Annotated in this window: 18 protein-coding genes; 16 read left to right on the top strand and 2 right to left on the bottom strand. The window is 72.9% G+C overall.

Going from position 1 to position 18,068, the window contains the following annotated elements; translation table 11 throughout:
* The first annotated feature begins 126 nt into the window (after positions 1-126).
* The 3 genes from BS75_RS00755 to BS75_RS00745 all read left to right on the top strand — a co-directional run bounded on the left by BS75_RS00755 (position 127) and on the right by BS75_RS00745 (position 2,633).
* A complete protein-coding gene (locus BS75_RS00755; protein WP_042438696.1) occupies positions 127-1,044 on the top strand; it encodes a radical SAM protein in 918 nt (305 codons plus the stop codon).
* 5 nt (positions 1,045-1,049) lie between these two features.
* On the top strand, positions 1,050-1,850 hold the full coding sequence (locus BS75_RS00750; RefSeq protein ID WP_034092143.1) for a hypothetical protein: 801 nt from the start codon (positions 1,050-1,052) through the stop codon (positions 1,848-1,850).
* Positions 1,851-2,132: 282 nt separating this feature from the next.
* The gene (locus BS75_RS00745; protein WP_034086791.1) at positions 2,133-2,633 is read left to right on the top strand and encodes a GNAT family N-acetyltransferase; all 501 of its coding nucleotides are present in this window, start codon (positions 2,133-2,135) and stop codon (positions 2,631-2,633) included.
* A 6-nt stretch (positions 2,634-2,639) separates the two neighbouring features.
* Here BS75_RS00745 and BS75_RS00740 read toward each other — a convergent pair whose 3' ends face one another.
* On the bottom strand, positions 2,640-3,710 hold the full coding sequence (locus BS75_RS00740; RefSeq protein ID WP_052069073.1) for a methyltransferase: 1,071 nt from the start codon (positions 3,708-3,710) through the stop codon (positions 2,640-2,642).
* The gene (locus tag BS75_RS00735; protein ID WP_034086790.1) at positions 3,707-4,399 is read right to left on the bottom strand and encodes an SGNH/GDSL hydrolase family protein; all 693 of its coding nucleotides are present in this window, start codon (positions 4,397-4,399) and stop codon (positions 3,707-3,709) included. The genes BS75_RS00740 and BS75_RS00735 overlap by 4 nt, the downstream gene beginning before the upstream one ends.
* A 556-nt stretch (positions 4,400-4,955) precedes the next feature.
* Between BS75_RS00735 and BS75_RS00730 the strand changes: the two genes are divergently transcribed.
* The 13 genes from BS75_RS00730 (at position 4,956) to BS75_RS00670 (ending at position 18,068) form a co-directional block, all read left to right on the top strand.
* A complete protein-coding gene (locus BS75_RS00730) occupies positions 4,956-6,371 on the top strand; it encodes a class I adenylate-forming enzyme family protein (RefSeq protein ID WP_034086789.1) in 1,416 nt (471 codons plus the stop codon).
* A gap of 69 nt (positions 6,372-6,440) precedes the next feature.
* A complete protein-coding gene (locus BS75_RS00725) occupies positions 6,441-6,710 on the top strand; it encodes an acyl carrier protein (RefSeq protein WP_034086788.1) in 270 nt (89 codons plus the stop codon).
* Positions 6,707-6,973: a hypothetical protein gene (locus BS75_RS00720; protein ID WP_034086787.1), complete on the top strand. Its 267-nt coding sequence runs from the start codon at positions 6,707-6,709 to the stop codon at positions 6,971-6,973. The genes BS75_RS00725 and BS75_RS00720 overlap by 4 nt, the downstream gene beginning before the upstream one ends.
* Entirely contained in the window at positions 6,966-8,090 is a 1,125-nt protein-coding gene (locus BS75_RS00715; RefSeq protein WP_042438655.1) for a beta-ketoacyl synthase N-terminal-like domain-containing protein, read from the top strand. The genes BS75_RS00720 and BS75_RS00715 overlap by 8 nt, the downstream gene beginning before the upstream one ends.
* Positions 8,087-8,674 (top strand): beta-ketoacyl synthase chain length factor, encoded by a 588-nt coding sequence (locus BS75_RS00710; protein ID WP_042438657.1) that lies wholly within the window; start codon positions 8,087-8,089, stop codon positions 8,672-8,674. Before BS75_RS00715 ends, BS75_RS00710 begins: the two co-directional genes overlap by 4 nt.
* On the top strand, positions 8,671-10,305 hold the full coding sequence (locus BS75_RS00705) for a class I adenylate-forming enzyme family protein (RefSeq protein ID WP_034086786.1): 1,635 nt from the start codon (positions 8,671-8,673) through the stop codon (positions 10,303-10,305). The genes BS75_RS00710 and BS75_RS00705 overlap by 4 nt, the downstream gene beginning before the upstream one ends.
* Positions 10,302-11,597 (top strand): beta-ketoacyl-[acyl-carrier-protein] synthase family protein, encoded by a 1,296-nt coding sequence (locus BS75_RS00700; RefSeq protein ID WP_042438660.1) that lies wholly within the window; start codon positions 10,302-10,304, stop codon positions 11,595-11,597. The genes BS75_RS00705 and BS75_RS00700 overlap by 4 nt, the downstream gene beginning before the upstream one ends.
* 79 nt (positions 11,598-11,676) lie before the next feature.
* Positions 11,677-12,705 (top strand): 4-hydroxyphenylpyruvate dioxygenase, encoded by a 1,029-nt coding sequence (gene hppD, locus BS75_RS00695; RefSeq protein ID WP_034086785.1) that lies wholly within the window; start codon positions 11,677-11,679, stop codon positions 12,703-12,705.
* A 16-nt stretch (positions 12,706-12,721) separates the two neighbouring features.
* On the top strand, positions 12,722-13,633 hold the full coding sequence (locus BS75_RS00690; protein WP_034086784.1) for a phytanoyl-CoA dioxygenase family protein: 912 nt from the start codon (positions 12,722-12,724) through the stop codon (positions 13,631-13,633).
* Entirely contained in the window at positions 13,630-14,607 is a 978-nt protein-coding gene (locus BS75_RS00685) for a thiamine pyrophosphate-dependent dehydrogenase E1 component subunit alpha (RefSeq protein ID WP_231607637.1), read from the top strand. Before BS75_RS00690 ends, BS75_RS00685 begins: the two co-directional genes overlap by 4 nt.
* Positions 14,604-15,569: an alpha-ketoacid dehydrogenase subunit beta gene (locus BS75_RS00680; RefSeq protein WP_034086783.1), complete on the top strand. Its 966-nt coding sequence runs from the start codon at positions 14,604-14,606 to the stop codon at positions 15,567-15,569. The genes BS75_RS00685 and BS75_RS00680 overlap by 4 nt, the downstream gene beginning before the upstream one ends.
* A gap of 79 nt (positions 15,570-15,648) precedes the next feature.
* Positions 15,649-16,440: a DUF3050 domain-containing protein gene (locus BS75_RS00675; RefSeq protein WP_034086782.1), complete on the top strand. Its 792-nt coding sequence runs from the start codon at positions 15,649-15,651 to the stop codon at positions 16,438-16,440.
* 41 nt (positions 16,441-16,481) lie between these two features.
* On the top strand, positions 16,482-18,068 hold the full coding sequence (locus BS75_RS00670; RefSeq protein ID WP_042438662.1) for an AMP-binding protein: 1,587 nt from the start codon (positions 16,482-16,484) through the stop codon (positions 18,066-18,068).

Here is an 18,068-nt window from a genome sequence, read left to right as displayed (position 1 = left end):
CACGCGGCTCTCCACCGTGGACCGGGGCGGGCACCAACTCCCGGCGGGCGATCCCGCCGGGGCCCTACCTCCCGTTGGGCGCATCGCCCAACGGGCCACGCACGATCCAACGAAGGGAACGTGACCGTGACCACGACCATAGAGCCGGGTCAGGACGAGGCAACCCGTACGCGGTCGGTGTCGTTCGACCTGACGCGCAAGTGCCAGCTTGGCTGCACTCACTGCTACAACGAGTCCGGCCCGGAAGGCACCCACGGCACCATGACCCGCGAGGACTGGACGCGGGCGCTCGACCAGGCCGCCGCATTCGGCGTTGCCACGGTCCAGTTCATCGGCGGCGAGCCGACCATGCACCCGGACTTCCGCGAGCTGGCCGACCACGCGTTGGGGTTGGGCCTGGAGGTCGAGGTGTTCTCGAACCTGGTCCACGCTTCCCCGGAGCACTGGGAGCTGTACCAGCGTGCCGGACTCAGCCTCGCCACGTCGTACTACTCGTCGCGGGCCGGGAAGCACGACGCCGTGACAGGCCGGGCGAGCCACCGCAAGACCCGGGCCAACATCGAGAAGGCCATGAGCCTTGGGGTGTCCCTGCGGGTCGGCATCATCACGGATGATGCGGACGACGGAGAAGCCGCGAGGGCTGACCTGGCGGCGCTGGGCGTGACCCGCATCCGCGTCGACCGCGTACGACAGTTCGGGCGTGGGTCGCAGGGCCACGAGCCGGACATGAGCGAGCTGTGCGGGCAGTGCGGCGTACATGCTGCCATCGACCCCACGGGGAAGGTGTCCCCGTGCGTCATGTCGGGGTTCATCGGTGTCGGTAACGTCAGGGATGACCCCCTCGCCTCTATCATCGACGGCACGGCCATGCACGACGCCGTGGCGGCCATCCAGACGGCGACCGGCTGGGGCAAGAAGTGCGGCCCCGACAACGCCCCCTGCGGCCCCGACAGTTACTGCGGCCCCAAAAGCGCCTGCGGACCCGACGACAACACGGAATGCGGCCCCGGCACCCCGCCGAGCACCTGCGGCCCGAAGAGGTAGCGAACGTGAGCGACAGCCTTCCCGGCCCGGAATTCTGGGCACAGATCCACCCTCACACCGGCGACGTGACCGACGTCCAGCGCACCGAACGAGGCTCCATGTCCGACCTCACTGCCCTGGTCGAGTGCGAGAAGGGGCCGTTCTTCGTCAAGGCCGTACGCAACCAACCGGGCGGACGCCTCGACTCCCTGGTCCGGGAACAGCTGATCAACCCGTTCGTCCGTCCGCTCTCCCCGGAACTGCTGTGGCACTCGGACGAGGACGCGTGGGCAGTCCTCGGCTTCGAGGTGATCAAGGGAAGGTTCGCCGATTTCACGCCGGGGTCGGCGGACCTCCCCGTGATCGTTGAACTGGTCAACCGCGTCGGCCGGCTGGAACTCCCGGGAATCGCCGCAGACTGGACGGAGACCCGGTGGGACCGCTTCGCCCAGAACGAGGCAGAAGCCGAACTGTTCCGGGGCGACACGCTGCTGTACACCGACATCAACGAGGACAACCTACTGATCGGCGAGCGGGTCAACTGGGTTGTGGACTGGGCGTGGCCGACGCGCGGGGCGGCGTTCATCGACCCGGCCTGCCTCGTCCTGCAACTCATCTCGTCCGGACACTCGCCTGAGTCTGCCGAGGGCTGGGCGGCTCACTGCCCTGCATGGGCGAATGCGGATCCGAAGTCCGTGGACGCGTTCGCTACTGCGTACGTGTACATGCTCCGTAGGTTCTTCGAGCGGTCGCCCGAGGCCGAGTGGTTCGGCGCGATGGCACGGTCGGCCGAGGAGTGGACGACTCACCGAGGGATCTCGGTGTGAGGAGACGGCCCCGCAACAGCGGCTCGCTGCCTCTCCGGCGGCGGGACATCCCCCAGGGCGGTCGGACGCTCCGGGGGAGCTGGCCGCCCGGCGCGGGCTAGAGCACCGGGCGACGTCATCCGGCGGGCCGAGTTCCTGCGCCAGGTGGTGCGCACCACCCCCGAGTTCGCCCGCGCCGCGTAGGCCGCCGCCGTGGCCGCCGAGTCCCTCGGCCACGGAGCCCGGCTGCCGCCGGTGGAAAATCACGTGGCCTCGGCGCGCCGTCCGGATAGAGTCGCGCAGGTGCCCGAGTTGCAGCGGCTGGACGCCGGCCATGCCCCGGCGGTCCTGGCCTTCGAGCTGGCGAACCGCGCCTACTTCGCTGCCTCGGTCTCCGACCGAGGAGACGAGTTCTACGACCGGTTCGCCGACCGGCACCGCGCCCTGCTGGCCGAGCAGGAGGCCGGCAGCTGCGCCTACTACGTGCTGCTCGCCGAGGACGGCTCGGTTCTGGGCCGGTTCAACCTGTACGACTTCGAGGACGGCTCCGCCGACCTCGGCTACCGGGTCGCGCAGCACGTCGCCGGCCACGGCGTGGCGACCGCGACCGTGCGGGAGCTGTGCCGGTTGGCGGCGGCGCGGCATGGGCTGCGCACCCTGCGGGCAGCCGCCGCCCACGCCAATGCCGCCTCCCGGAAGGTGCTGACCAAGGCCGGGTTCGCCCCGGTCGGCCCGGCGGACCCGGCCGACCTCGGCGGCAAGTCGGGCACCTGGTACCGGCGCGACCTGGCCCTCCGGCCGTAGCCCGCGCTACACCGGCACCGCCTCGATCGCGCTCTCGCTGCGGGAGGCGTGCGAGGGGGCGGCGACGACGGAGCGGATCGCGAAGCCGGCCTCGGTCAGCAGGTCGCGGTACTGGTCGAGGGTGCGGTCGTGGCCGTCGACCATCACCAGCATCAGCAGGTCGATCAGCTTGGCCTGTGCGGCGAAGGGGCCAGGACGGGCGGTGGCCGGCTCCTCGTGGTCCTCCAGGTACTCGAACAGCAGCAGCCGGCCGTCCGGTGGCACCGCCTGGCGGACCCGGTGCAGGATTGCCACCGCGCTCGGGTCGTCCCAGTTGTGCAGGACGCGCGAGAGCGTGTAGAGGTCGGCGCTGGCCGGGACGGTCCTCTCGTCGAAGAAGCTGCCTGCGACCAGGTCGACGCGGTCCGCCAGCCCGGCCTCGGTGAGGCGGGCGCGGGCCAGGTCGATGGACTCCGGGAGTTCCACCAGGGTGCCGTGTGCCGTGCGGTGGCGGGCCAGCACCTTGGCCAGCAGGCCGCCCTCGCCGCCGCCGATGTCGACGACGGTCCGCAGCCCGGCCAGGTCGCAGGCGGCGAGGGCGGCCGGGACGGCGGCGGCGCCCATCGCGGCGTGGAAGGTGGTGGCGGCCTCCGGGTGCTCGCCGAGGTAGTCGTAGAAAGGGACGTCGTGGAGGTGCTCGAAGGCCGGCTGCCCGGTGCGCAGGGTGTGCATGATCTCGCCGAAGGCGCCGTGCACCTCCTCGCCGAACATCAGCGCGGTGGCGCGGCTGGAGCGCCGGTAGTCCGAGCAGAGCAGCCGGGTGGTGGCGGTGAGGGCGAAGCTGCGCGGGGCGCTGCGCAGCAGCAGGCCGCTCGCGGTGAGCGCGCGCAGGGTGCGGTGCAGGGCGCGGGGGTCGGCGTCGCAGGCGGCGGCGAGGTCGTCCACGGTGCGCGGGCCGTCGGCCAGCAGGTCGGGGATGCCGAGCTTGGTGATCGCGTAGCAGGCCTGGGCGATCCAGCCGCCGGTCAGTACGCCGAACAGCGCGGCCCGTTCGGCGATCCCGGGTTGCCCGTCGCCCGTCGGAGCGGGCTGCGTCACGGCTGGTCCCTGCGCACCCGCGCGCCGAGGCTGCGGACGGTCTCGGCGGCGGCGATGGCGTGCGAGCGCCGGGTGCCGTGCCGCCCGTCCGCGCTGTAGAGGTCCGCCTCCTGCGAGGCCGGATGGCCGATCAGGTTCACCTGGACGGTGCCCAGTCGACCCGCCAGCCGCTGGGTGCGCTCCGCCAGATCGTGCAGTCGGGCGCGCATCGCGGGGCGGTACTCCTCGGGCACGGCGGGGGAGTAGGAGCCGTCGAACATGCTCACCGTGATCACCACGGCCCCGCCGGCCTGCAGTCCTTCGACGATGGCCTGCAGGTCCGCCTCGACGGCGTCGGCGTCGTAGGAGCGGCTGAGGAGGTTGAAGCCGCCGCAGGCGACCAGGGCCAGGTCGGGGGCGAACGCCCGGGCCTCGTCGAGCTGTTCGGCCCGGACCTGCTCCGAGGGGGTGTTGCGGCGGCCGAAGTTGTGGAACGCGAAGCCGGGGCGCAGCTCGGCGAGCTCGGCGGCGATCCGGTCGACCCAGGGCTCGTCCGGGTAGCCGGGGCTGGGCTCGCCCAGGCCCTCGGCGATGCTGTCGCCGAGCACCGCGAAGCGCTGCCAGGGGTGCCCGGCGAGTACGGCGGCCGCCTCTCCGTCACGCAGGCAGTAGGGGTCGGCGACTTCGCCGGGAGTGAGGGCTATGGACATGGGAGGTGTGTTCCCTTCTGTGATCGATACTCAAACGCCGATATTTGCAAGGCCGTTGTATATCGAAATGTCGGTCGGTGGACAGCCGGCAGGATGCGGTCCGGGGATCGTCGGACCTCTGCGAGCGCCTGCGCAGAGTGCGAGGAGTTGGGGCGCTCGTGCGACTACGGGTGTTCCGGACACCATTGGACCCCTTCTGTCCGGGCGGCGGTGAGAAGCGTCAACTGCGGCTTTCGTGCCGCGATGTGAGGGTGAATCAGGTCGATTGCGGGATCCGGAGGCCCGCCGACTTCTTTGCTGGTGCCTGACCCCAAGGGTCCCGAGGCCCCCATCCGGTGCAGTGCTACCCAATAGTCACGTCCGGAAAACAGGTCCCAGATCACGGCGCCCGTCCCTGTGGCCTTCACTCTGTGCGGGCCTTCACCGCGTGCCCCGACGGCGCAGATCCTCCTCACAGGGAGCCTTGACCAGCCCGGTCGGGTGTGGGAATTTTACGGCGCGAGAAAGCCAAAACCGGCTTCGCGCCTGCCGATCGCCCCCTTATCCGGGAGACGCGATGTTAGGTTCCGCCACGCCCCACCCATCGAGGGTCCCGCCGCACGACGGCTGGGTCGACCACTACCTGCTCGTCGGTCCGGCAGACGAACCGTGTCTGCGGCTGGGCCGCACCGTGACCCGGGGAGCACTGCTCGACCTGGTCGCTGAGCAGAAAAAACGTTTCTCTGTGGCGGGACTGGTGTCCGGCGGCACGGTGGTCCTGCGGCTGCCACCCTCGTTGACGTACATCGCCGTGCTGCTGGCCGCCTGGCAGTCCGGCGCCCAGGTGAGTCTGCTCGACCACCGGCTGACGCAGGCCGAGGTCGACCGGGCGCTGGACCGGCTGGACCCCCAGTTCGTGGTGACGGCCGAGCGGACCGGCGGCGCCGCGCTGCGCGGCTACAGCGAGGTCGAGGCGGTCCTCGCCCGAAGGCCGGGCGGCCGCCCGGCGCAGAGCGACCACTGCCTGGTCCAGCTGAGCTCCGGCTCGACCGGCCCGAGCAAGGTGATCGCCCGCACCCCGCAGGACCTGGTGCGCGAACTGGCCCGCTACGACGGGCTGGCCGACTACCCGGCCCGCGGCGCGAGGATCGTGCTGCTCGCCTCCGTCGTGCATGTGCTGGGCCTGGTGGGCGGCCTGCTGCAGAGCCTGCACGCGGGTGCCCGACTGGACTTCCCCGAGCGGCTGACCGGCGTCGGGATCCTGGACGCGGTGGCGGTGGACGAACTGCCGACCACGGTGCTCGGCGTCCCCTTCCACGCCGAACTGCTGGCCGCCCAGAGCGATGCGCGCCGCTTCCCGCAGCTGACCCGGATGATCGTGGCGGGCGAGCTGGTCCGACCGGGACTGCCGGCCGTGTTCACGGAGCGCTACGGCGTCCCGCTGGGGACCATGTTCGGGATGACCGAGCTCGGTATGATCGCCACGGATCTGACCGGCCGTCACCACCCCTCGGTCGAACCGGCGGACGGTATGCGGGTGCGGGTCCAGGACGGCGAGCTGCTGATCGCGGCGGCCGCCTCCCCCTACCTCGGCAGCAGCGATCCGACGCGCTGGGCGGACGGCTGGCTGCACACCAGGGACGCTGCCACCGTGGACCGGGACAGCGGCCTGCTGACCCTGCTGGGCCGACTCGACTCGCAGATCTCGATCGGCGGTCTCAAGGTCGACCTCACCGAGGTCGAACGCACGGTGACGGCGCTGCCCGGAGTGACCGAGGCGGTGGTCGTCCACGACGGGGGCATCGACGCCTACCTGGCGCTCGAAGGAACCACCGTCGACATCGTCCAGGCTTCGCTCGTAAGGGAGTTGGCACCCTACAAGCGCCCCCGGCGGCTGCACGTGCTGCCCGGGCTCCCGCGCACCACGACCGGCAAGACCCTGCGCGACCCGGCCGCCCTGCGCCGGGCCGCCGCCGAGCACCCCGCCTCCTGATCCCGCCGCGCACCACCCACCCCGCCGCGGCGGGGCGACCGGGCGCGGCCGTCCGAAAGGTAGAGCACCGTGAAAGAGGAGATCAGCACCTTCATCGTCCAGGCGCTGCGGGACATGAACTACGACGTGGACGAGGTCACCGACGAGACCGACCTCGGACCCGCCGGCCTCGACCTGGAGTCGCTCGCCCTGGCCGAGTTGACCGTCCAGTTGGAGGACGCCTACGGCCTCAAGTTCAGCGACGAGGACGTCGAGACCCTGGCGACGCTGAACCTCGGCGAGTTCGCCACCGCCCTGGCCGCGCGGCTGGCCGTGGACGCTGCGGGCAGAGCTGAATGAGCCTCGCCTCTCCCGACGGTCGTGACGACCCGATCGGCCGTGACGACGTGGTCGCCATGCTGGCGGCCTTCGGCAGCCGTGAACCCCGCCAGGTGGACGAGGTCGTAGGTTCGCTCGAACTCACCTGGCTGCTCACGGAGGTGGAGCAGCGCTACGGCGTGGTGCTCGACCTGAGCGACGAGGACCTCGACCGGATGGTCACCGTGACCGTCGCCACCGAGGTGCTGCGCGAGGCGCTGGTCGGCAGCGCCGGTCATGCGTGACGCGCGGTCGCCCCGGCCCGCCACCGCCAGGCGGGTCGTGGTGACCGGTCTCGACGCGGTCAGCGCGCACGGTCGTGGCGCGGCCCTGGTGCAGGCCCGGGTCACCGCCGGTACGGCCGCGTTCGCCGCCGTCGACCGGTTCGGCACGAAGGCCTTCCGGGTCGACCGGGCCGCGCTGCTGCCGGACGCCGGAACGCTGCTCCAGGAGCTGACCGGCTCGGTGGGCCGGGCTCTGGCCCAGGCGCAGGCGGACCCGCGAGCGGTCGCGTGCGACGCGCTGCTGCTGGCGGTGCACGCCGACGGGCCGACGCCCGAGGGGCCGCTCTCCCGGGCGCTGCCGGCCCGGTGCGGGCTGCTCCCGGTGAGCCGCCTCTACACCACGGCCTGTGTGGCGGGCAGCACGGCCGTCGCCGACGCCGCCGCGCTGATCGCCTCCGGACGCGCGGACCTGGTGGTGGTGGCGGCCGGGTACCTGGTCGAGCCGATCCAGTACGCGCTCTTCGACGCCGGCCGGGCGCTGGCCCGGGACGGCGAGGTCCGGCCGTTCGCCGCGGACCGCAAGGGCGTGCTGCTCGGTGACGGCGTGGCCACGGTCGTGCTGGAGGCGGCGGAGGCCGCCGCGGCCCGCGGGGTGCCGGCCCTGGCGGTGCTCGCGGGCTGGGGCCGGGCCGGGGACGCCCACCACGTGGTCCGTCCCCGCCCGGACGGGCTGGGCCTGGCCCGGGCGATCGACGCCGCGCTGCGCCGGGCCGGGATCGGCGCCGACCGGGTCGGCTACGTGAACGCCAACGCCAACGGCACCGTGCTCGGCGACAGCGCCGAAGTCGAGTCGCTGCGGCTGGTGTTCGGCGACGCGGTCGGCACGGTACCGGTGAGCTCGACCAAGGGCGCGCACGGCCACGCCCTGGAGGGCTCGGCCCTGCTGGAACTGGTGGTCACGGTCGGGGCGCTGCGCAGCGGCCGGCTGCCGGTGCAGGCCGGGCTGGGCGCGGCCGACCCGAAGTCCCCGCTCGACCTGGTGCTCGACCACCCCCGGCCGAGCACCGCCCGCTACGCGCTGAGCCTCAACTCGGCCTTCGGCGGGGCCAACACGGCGCTCCTGGTGGGTGCGGCATGAACGGGCCGGCCCTCGATCTCGCCGGCCCCGCCGCCGCACAGGGCCTGGTGGTGCTGGCCGGCGCGCAGTGGCCGCAGGGGCCGGGGGACACCGTGACACCGGTGCCCGGCTTCATCCTGTCCAGCTTCCAGCCGCTGGTCGCCGAGGTCGCCGGACGCTGCCTACGGGACCGGCCGCCGTTCGAACCGGCGCCGTGCACCGGTCTGTTGATCGCCAGCGCCCGCGGCGACACGGTGACCCGCGCGGTGGTCGCGGACGCGCTGGCCGAGGGGCGGCAGGTGCCGCCGCTGCTGTTCTACCAGTCCAACCCCAACGCCGTGGCCGGCCACGTCGCGGCCCGCTGGGGGCTGGACGGCCCGGTGGTGTGCACGGCCCCGCTCGGCGACACCGCCGAGGCCGTCCTGGCCGATGCGCTGGGCTGCGCCGCCCTGCTGATCGAGGACGGCGACGCGGAGCAGGTCCTGGTCGTCGCGGCCGACCAGGGTGGGCCGGGCGGACCGGACCACGCGGTGGCCGTGCTCGTCGCCGCCGCGGCAGTACCCCGAAGACTCGTGACCCGTGAAGGAAGGGACCAGCGACCGTGAGCGTCCGTCAGATCCGTGCCAGTCTCGCCGCCGATCCGCAGGTCGGCGCCGGAAACGTGCTGTCCGCCCGGATGGCCCTCGGCATCGGCCTGGACCAGCCGATGCTGGCCTTCGACACCGACGTCGACCGGGTCCCCGCGTGGGCGCCCTTCACCGTAAGGGAGTTGGACCGCCGGGTGCGGGCCAGGGCAGCCGCGCTGGCCGCCCTCGGGATCGGCCCCAGGGACCCGGTGGTGGTGATCGCCGACGCGGCGGGCGAGGCCGTGCTGGCCACCCTGGCGCTCACCCGGCTCGGCGCCATCCCGGCCCTGATCAACCCGCGACTGGACGCCGAGAAGGCGTCCCGCTACATCCGGCGGCTGACTGCGGTGGGCGTGCTGACCGACGAGCGGCACCGCGCGGCGCTGGCCGGGTACGACACCGGCACGCCGCTGCTGCCCGAGATCGGCTCGCTCGGCGCGGCCGACCCGGACGCCGCGCCGCCCGCCTACCGCCACGCGCCGCAGGATCCGGTGGCGATCACCCACTCCTCGGGCACCACCGGACTGCCCAAGGCGGTCGTCCACTCGCACGACAGCCTGTACGCGGCGGTCCGCTACCGGCTGGCGCTGCCGCGTCCGCAGGGGTCGGACCGGCTGCTCAGCGCACTGCCGGCCGCGCACGCCGCGACCCTGATCGCGCTCAACCTCGCGCTCAGCTCGCACGCCGAGATCGCCCTGCTGTCGGAGCAGAGCGGCGCCGCCGTGCTGGAGGCGATCGAGCTGCGGCGCCCGAACGGCGTGCTCGGCTTCGCCGCCACCTGGTCCGACCTGGCCCGGTACGACCTGTCCGGGCGCGACCTCGCCTCGGTCGCGCTCTGGTGGAACACCGGCGACTGCGCCCACGAGACGCACATCCGCCACCTGGTGGCGCAGGGCAGCCGGGAGGCCCTGGTGGACCGGCGCCGGCAGCGCATCGCCGGCTCGGCCTTCGTGGACGGCCTGGGCTCCACCGAGATGGGCCACTCGCACTTCCACATCACCCACACGCCGGAGACCGAGCGCTACGGCCGCTGCGTCGGAAAGCCGCACCCGTTCGTCGACTGCGCCGTGCTCGACCCGGCCGGCGAGGCACTGGAGCCGTTCGAGATCGGCGAGTTGGGCACCCGCTCGCCCACCCTGGCGCTGGGCTACTGGAACGACTCGGCGACCACCTACCGCACCAGGGTGCGCGGCTACTTCCTCACCGGCGACCTGGTCTACCGGGACGCGGAGGGCTACTACTACCACGTCGACCGCGCGGTGGACTCGGTGGACCTGGGCGACGGCCACCGCCTGCACACCGCGATGTCCGAGGAGCGGGTGCTGGTGGCCTGCCCCGACGTGGTGGACTGCACGGTGGTCGCCGTGCGCGAGGGGGAACGGGTGATCACCGACGTGCTGCTCCAGCTGGCGGCGGGGGCGGACCGCGGGCGTGACCGCACCAAGGAGGTCAAGGCCGCGTTGGAGGAGGCGGTGGCCGTGACGGTGCGGCAGGTGGTCGCGGTGGACGACAGCGCGATCCCGCTCGGACCGACCGGCAAGGTGCGCAAGGTCCTGCTGCGCGAGCAGCACCTGGCCGCGCTCGCGGCCGGCGCGGAGGCGGAGAGATGAGCGCCCCGGCGCGGCCCGGCGCGGTCGTCACCGGCATGGGCCTGGTCACCCCGCTCGGCCGCAAGCCGGCGGAGTTCTTCGAGGCGCTGCTCGCCGGCCGCTCCGGCCTCTGCCGTCCGGCCGAGGACCATCCGGCCGGCGGCTGGCTGGAGTCGGCCGGGATCGCCCCCTGGATCGACCCGCTGGAGGTGCTGCCGCGCACCGAGACCAAGGCGGTCGACCGCTTCGTCCTGCTGGCGCTGGCGGCCGCGGACGACGCGATGGCGGACGCCGGGCTGGTGGTGGGCCGCGACGTGGACCCGCGCCGGGTCGCCGTGGTGGTGTCCACCGGCGGCGGTGGGCTGCAGACCTTCGAGCAGCACTCGCAGAACCGGCAGCTGCGCGGCCGACCGGGGGTGAGCCCCTACCTGCTGCCCGGCATGCTCTCCAATATGGGCTCGGCCCGGATCGCCATCAAGTACGGTATCCGCGGCTACAGTTCGTCGATCGTGACGGCCTGCGCGGCGGGCGCCCAGTCGATCGCCGAGGGGCTGCGGCTGATCCGCGGCGGTGAGGCGGACGTGGTGGTCTGCGGGGCGGCGGAGTCCTCGCTGCATCCGACGATCGCCGCCGCCTTCACCAACGCCCGCGCACTGGCCAGTGGTTGGCAGGATCCGACGGAGGCCAGCCGGCCCTTCGACCACCGCAGGAACGGCTTCGTGCTCGGCGAGGGCAGTGCCGTGCTGGTGCTGGAGCGCGCCGAGCACGCGGACGCGCGCGGCGCCGCCGGCCACGCCGACCTGCTCGGCTGGGGCGCCAGCACCGACGCCCACCACCCCACCTCGCCCCGCCCGGACGGCGAGGGCGCCGCCGACTCCATGCGGGCGGCCCTCGCCTCGGCCGGACTGTCGCCCGGGGACGTCGGCTACGTCAACGCCCACGGCACCGGCACCAAGTTGGGCGACGTCGCCGAGGCCACCGCGCTGCGCGCGGTCTTCGGCGACCAGGGCCCGGCGGTCAGCTCCACCAAGGGCGCCACCGGCCATCTGCTCGGCGCCGGGGGAGCGGTGGAGGCCGTGGCGAGCATCCTCGCGCTCTGCCACGGGCTGTTGCCGCCGACCCTCAACCTCGATGCGCCGGGCCCCGGTTGCGAGCTCGACCACGTGAGCGGCGCGGCGCGGCAGGTGCGGGTGCGGGCCGCCCTCTCGAACTCCTTCGCCTTCGGCGGCCACAACCTGAGCCTGGTCTTCGGCGCGCCGAGCACCCGGCTGGCCCGTGCCGGCACCGCCGTCCCCGACCCCTCCCACCAGTGATCCCCGCTCCCCGAACCGGCAGGCCGGGCACCCATCGCCGAGCACCCGCAGCGCACCCGCAGAGGACGGTCACCGCACCATGAGCATCCAACGGATCGACCATGTCGAGTTCCACGTCGTGAACGCCGACGAGGCGGCCCGCGAGCTCGCCGGGACCTTCGGCTTCCAGGAGGGGCCCCACCCGGGCGCCGCACCGCTGCCGGCGGGACGGAGCGCGGTGCTGCTGCGTCAGGGCGGCATCCGGCTGCTGTTCACCTCCGCGGACGACCCCGCCGACCCCGTGGCCGGGTTCGTCCGGCGGCACGGCGACGGCGTGGCGGCGATCGGGCTCTCCTGCGACGACGCGGCCGCCTGCTACGCGAGCGCGGTGGCCGCCGGGGCCGACCCGCTCTCCGCGCCCGTCGCCCACCAGGAGGACGGCCGCCGGGTGGTCAGCGCCGCGATCCGCGGCTTCGGCGACGTGGAGCTGCGGTTCGTCCAGCGCGATCCTGCGCCCGCCGACGAGGGGCCGGAGGGCCTGCTGGTCGAGCTCGACCACCTCGCGGTCTGCGTCCCCTCGGGCGAACTGGCCCGCACGGTGAAGTTCCTGGAGCAGACGCTGGGCCTGCGGCAGATCTTCACCGAGTACATCGCGGTCGGCAGCCAGGGGATGGACTCGATCGTCGTCCAGAGCCCGTCCGGCGGGGTCACGCTCACCCTGATCGAGCCGGACACCAGCCGCGACCCCGGCCAGATCGACGGGTTCCTGGAACAGCACCGGGGCGTCGGCGTCCAGCACCTGGCCTTCCGCACCGACGACATCGCGCTCTCCGTGCAGACCCTCGAAGGGCGGGGCGTGCGCTTCCTCAGCACCCCCGAGCGCTACTACGACCAACTGCGCGAGCGGCTCGGCGACTCGGTGATCCCACTGGAGACGCTGCGCCGGCTGAACATCCTGGTGGACCGGGACCACGGCGGGCAGCTCTTCCAGATCTTCACCCGCTCGGTCCACCCGCGCCGCACCTTCTTCCTGGAGGTCATCGAGCGGCGCGGGGCGCTCACCTTCGGCAGCGCCAACATCAAGGCACTCTACGAGGCCGTGGAGCGCACCGACGCTTCCCACGCCTGACCCAGGAAGGCGAATCGTGACATCACTGGCCGAGTTCACCCTGACCGACGCCGACCGGGAGCTGCTGCCCTCGCCGGAGGACGTCCGCCGCTACGCCGAGCACGGCTGGTACCTCTCCCGGCGCCTGCTCAGCGAAGAGGAGTTGGCCACTCTGGAGGCCGCGAGCGAGCGCTTCTACGCCGGGCGGGTCGACCGTCCGCTGCCCGTGCGCCCGGCCCGGCTGGCCGACTGGCAGCCGGCCGACGGCGACGTGCAGCGCCACAACGACTACATCCACCACCAGAGCGAGGAGATCGCCGCGATCCTGCGCAAGCCGCTGATCGGCGCGGTCGCGGCGAGGCTGGCGGAGTCGGACGAGGTCCGGATCTTCCAGTCCACCCTGATCCTCAAGCCGCCGCGCCCGGCGGAGCCGAGCAACCTGGTGCCCTGGCACGCCGACCGGCACTACTGGCAGACCTGCAGCTCGGACCGGATGCTCACCGCGTTCATCCCGTTCCACCACTGCGACGAGGAGATGGGCACCATCACCATGGTGGACGGCAGCCACCGGTGGAAGGAGGTCGAGGGCGACGACTCCACCCGGCACTTCGCCCAGCGCGACCGCGGCGAGCTGGAGCAGATCCTGGCGCAGACCGCCCGGTTCAACGAGGCCGAGGTGACCAAGGTCCCGGTGGTGATCCCGGCCGGCCACATGAGCTTCCACCACTGCCTCACCTACCACGGCAGCGGCGCCAACCTCTCGGTCCGCCCGCGCCGGGCGATCTCGCTGCACCTGCAGGACGGCGCCAACCACTACCGCCCGTACACCAAGGCGGACGGCACGCAGGTGGTCTACAACCACGACGTCCTGGTGCGCCGCACCGCCGGGGGCGACCCCGACTACGCGGATCCGACCTACTGCCCGACCACCTGGAAGGACCCCCGGTGAGCCCGGCGAGCCCGGTGACCCCGGAGGCGCTCTACCGGGGGATGCGCCTGATCCGCGCGTTCGAGGAGACCGCGCTGTCCCTGGTGAAGTCCGGCGAGATCGTCGGCGGCATCCACCCCTACATCGGGCAGGAGGCCGTCGCGGTCGGCGTCTGCGCCGCGCTGCGCGCCGACGACCAGCTGACCAGTACCCACCGCGGGCACGGCCACGTGCTGGCCAAGGGCGCCGACCCGCGCCGGATGCTGGCCGAGCTGGCGGGCCGGGAGAACGGCCTCAACCACGGCCGCGGCGGCTCGATGCACGCCGCCGACCTGTCGCTCGGGGTGCTCGGCGCCAACGGCATCGTGGGCGCCGGCGCGCCGATCGCGGCCGGCGCCGCCTGGGCGGCCCTGCGCCAGGGCCTGGACCGGGTGGTGGTGACCTTCTTCGGTGACGGCGCGCTCAACCAGGGCGTACTGCTGGAGGCGATGAACCTGGCCGCGCTCTGGCGGCTGCCGGTGCTCTTCGTCTGCGAGAACAACGGCTACGCCACCACACTGTCGGTCCGGGCCGGCGTGGCCGGCTCGGCGCTCGGGCGCGCGGCCGCCTTCGGGATCCCGGCCGAGGCGGTGGACGGCATGGACGTCGAGGCCGTCCGGTCGGCCGCCGAGCGGGCGGTGGAACGCGCCCGGTCCGGCGCCGGGCCCTCCTTCCTGGAGTGCCGTACCTACCGTTTCGAGGGCCACCACACCATGGAGCGCCGGGTCAGGCTGAACTACCGCAGCGCCGAGGAGATCGACTCCTGGCGGCAGCGGGACCCGCTGGAGCGCTGCGACCCGGGCGCCGGGCGGCGCGCCGAGATCGACCGGGAGGTCGATCGACTGATGGCCGAGGCAGTGGAGTTCGCGCTGGCCGGCGCCCACCCCGACCCGGCCGGTGCGCTCGACCACCTGTACGCCGACGGGCTGCGGCCCCGGGCAGGAGCCCTGACGTGACCAAGCTCTCCTACGCCAAGGGCCTCAACCGGGCGCTCGCCGACGAGTTGGCCCGCGACCCCGCGGTCTGCGTCTTCGGGGAGGACGTCGGCGCGGGCCTGGCCGGCCTGACCCCGGGCCTGCAGGCCCGCTTCGGCGCCGACCGGGTGGTGGACACCCCGCTCTCCGAGCAGGCGTTCACCTCGTTGGCGCTGGGCGCCGCGCTGGCCGGGATGCGGCCGGTGGTGGAGTTCCAGATCCCCTCGCTGCTCTTCCTGGTCTTCGAGCAGATCGCCAACCAGGCCCACAAGACCTCGCTGATGACCGGAGGCCAGATCGCGGCCCCGGTCACCTACGTGGTGCCGGGCTCCGGCTCGCGCGACGGATGGGCGGGCCAGCACTCGGACCACCCGTACAGCCTCTTCGCCCACGTCGGGGTGAAGACCCTGCTCCCGGCCACCCCGGCCGACGCCTACGGCCTGCTCGTCTCGGCGATCCGCGACCCCGACCCGGTGGTGCTGTTCGCCCCGGCGGGTGCGCTGGGCGTGCGCGAGGACGTCACCACCGAACTGGTGCCCGTCCCGATCGGATCGGCCCGGATCCACCGGCCGGGCGAGGACGTCACCGTGGTCGCCGCCGGGGCGCTGGTGTACGACGCGCTCGCGGTGGCCGAGGAGCTGGCCGGCGAGATCTCGGTGGAGGTCTTCGACCCGCGCACCGTCTACCCCTTCGACTGGGCGGCGCTGTCCGCCTCGGTCGCCCGGACCGGCCGCCTGGTGGTGGTCGACGACTCCAACCGGATGTGCGGGTTCGGCGCGGAGGTGATCACCGGCGTCGTGGAGCGCGGGACGCCGCTGCGCACCGCCCCGCGCCGGGTCACCCGGCCGGACGGCGCCGTGCTGCCGTTCGCCCTGGGCCTGGACCGTGCCCTCCAGCCCAGTCGGGACCAACTGCGGCACGCCGTCCGGTCCGTCATGGACTGACCCTGCTCCCGACCCCGTTCCGACTTCCTGAACCGCTCGCCCCCCGAACCGCCCTGCACCGAGTAAGGAGATCCCTCCCATGAGCACCGACCGCTACCACTGGGACCGTCAGCACCCCGGACTCGCCGCCCTCCAACAGGCCATCGAGCCGGCCCGGCAGACGGTCCTCGGCCACCCGATGTACGGGCGGCTGAACAGCCTGGAGGCCGTGCGGACCTTCCAGGAGACCCACGTCTTCGCGGTCTGGGACTTCATGTCGCTGCTCAAGAGCCTGCAGCGCACCCTGACCTGCGTCTCGGTGCCCTGGGTGCCCAGCGGGCCGACCGCGAGCCGAAGACTGATCAACGACATCGTGCTGGTGGAGGAGAGCGACGAGCTCGGCGACGGCTTCACCAGCCACTTCGAGCTCTACATCGCGGGCATGGCGGAGTCCGGCGCGGACACCGGCCCGATCACCGCCTTCGTGGAGTTGCTGCGCGAGGGGACGGCGGTGACCGAGGCGCTCAAGCTCGCGGCGGCGCCGCAGGCCGCCGTCGACTTCGTGGCCGTCACCTGGAGCATCATCGAGACCGCACCCGTCCACTGCCAGGCCGCCGCCTTCGCCTTCGGCCGCGAGGACCTGATCCCCGAGATGTTCCAGCAGGTGATCAGCATCGAGGACGAGAAGGGCCAACTGGGCACCTTCAAGGACTACCTGGCCCGGCACATCGAGGTGGACGGCGAGCAGCACACCCCGATGGCGATGCAGATGCTGATCGACCTGTGCGGCGAGGACGACGCCACCTGGGCGGCCTGCGCCGAGACGGTGCGCACCGCGCTGGAGGCCCGGACCGAACTCTGGACCGCGATCCACGCCGCCACCCTCAGCTGACCGCCCATCACCACACCCACATCGAGAAGGAAGTGGCACCGATGACCGAACAGTCGGCACCGAGCGTCAACTACGTCGAGCAGCTGCTGGAACTCTTCGCCGCCTGCGGGGACAGGGAGGCGGTGGTCTGCGCCGAGCGCAGGCTGAGCTACGCCCAGATGCGGACCATGGTCCTGGACCTGGCGGCCAAGCTGCGCGATCAGGGGGTGCGTCCCGGCGCCGGGGTCGCGCTGCTGGTCAGGAACCTGCCCGAGTCGATCGCCCTGCAGCTCGCGCTGCACCTGCTCGGCTGCCGCACGGTGTGGATCGCCCGCTACCCTCCCTACCGCGAGCAGGTGGAGTTCATCGAGCTGGCCCAGGTCGAGGTGCTGATCTACGACCCGGAGCGGACCGGGCGGCTCACCGAGGAACTGACCCAAAGGGAAGCGCCGTTGCAGATCCTCTGCGTCGGCCCCGGTGGCTCGGGCCCCGACCTGCTGGAGCCGGTCGAGCCGGGCGGCCCGGAGTTCGTCCGGGCGCCCGGCACCCCGGAGCCGTCCTCGCTCTTCTACACCGGCGGCACCAGCGGACGGCCCCGGCTGGTCCACCACGAGCACCGCTTCTTCCTGGCGCTGCTGGCCGCCGCCGGCTACTACCGCTCGATCGGCGAGCTCGGCATGCGCCACCTGTCCACCACCGCGTTCGTCCACGTCAGCGGCCAGATGCCGGCGCTGCTGACGCTCGCCGAGGACGGCCTGCTGGTGCTGGCCGAGAAGGTCGACCTCCCGGCCTTCCTGGACACCGTCCGGGACGAGCGGCTGACCAGCGCCTTCATCTCACCGGCCCGGCTGTCCGAGCTGCTGGACAGCCCGCTGCTGGACGGCGCGGACCTCAGCAGCCTGCGCTATCTCAACTGCGGCGGCGGTCCGATCTCGCCGACCCGGCTCGCCCAGGGCATCGAGCGGTTCGGGCCGGTGCTGCGGCCGGTCTACGGGCTGAGCGAGCTGCCGCTCGTCGCCGACCAGCCGTTCCTGGTGAACGACCCGGAGCACCCCGAGCGGCTGGCCTCGGCCGGCAAGCCGTTCGCGGACGCCCGGATCGAGATCCACGGCGAGAAGGACGAACTGCTGGGCACCGGCGAGATCGGCGAGGTCTGCGTGGCCGGCTCGCTGGTCATGACGGGTTACTGGAACGACCCCGAGGGCAGTGCCAGGACCATGGCCGGCGGCTTCCTCCACACCGGTGACCTGGGCTACCTGGACGAGGACGGCTACCTCTTCCTGGTGGACCGCAAGAAGGACATGATCGTCACCAGTGTGGGCGCGGCCAACGTCTACACCCGCCCGGTGGAGGACGTGCTGAGCTCCCACCCGGACGTCCGGGCGGCCGCGGTGATCGGGGTGCCGGACCCGGGCTGGGGCGAGGTGGTGCACGCCTACGTGGTGCTGGCGCCGGATGCCACCGTCACGGTCGAGGAGCTGCAGGCGCTGGTGGAGACGGAGTTGAGCGAGCTGCACGTGCCGCGCGGCATCGACTTCGTGGAGTCGCTGCCGCGGACCGCGCTGGACAAGGTGGACAAGCGGGCGCTGCGGGCCCGGCACTACGAGGACCCGGAGCGCCGGACCGTCTCCGACCTGGCGCCCCGGTGA

The sequence above is a fragment of the Streptacidiphilus albus JL83 genome, assembly GCF_000744705.1.
GTDB classification, from domain to species: domain Bacteria; phylum Actinomycetota; class Actinomycetes; order Streptomycetales; family Streptomycetaceae; genus Streptacidiphilus; species Streptacidiphilus albus.
Note: the sequence above shows the minus strand (reverse complement) of the source record. Positions and strands in the feature narration are given on the sequence as shown.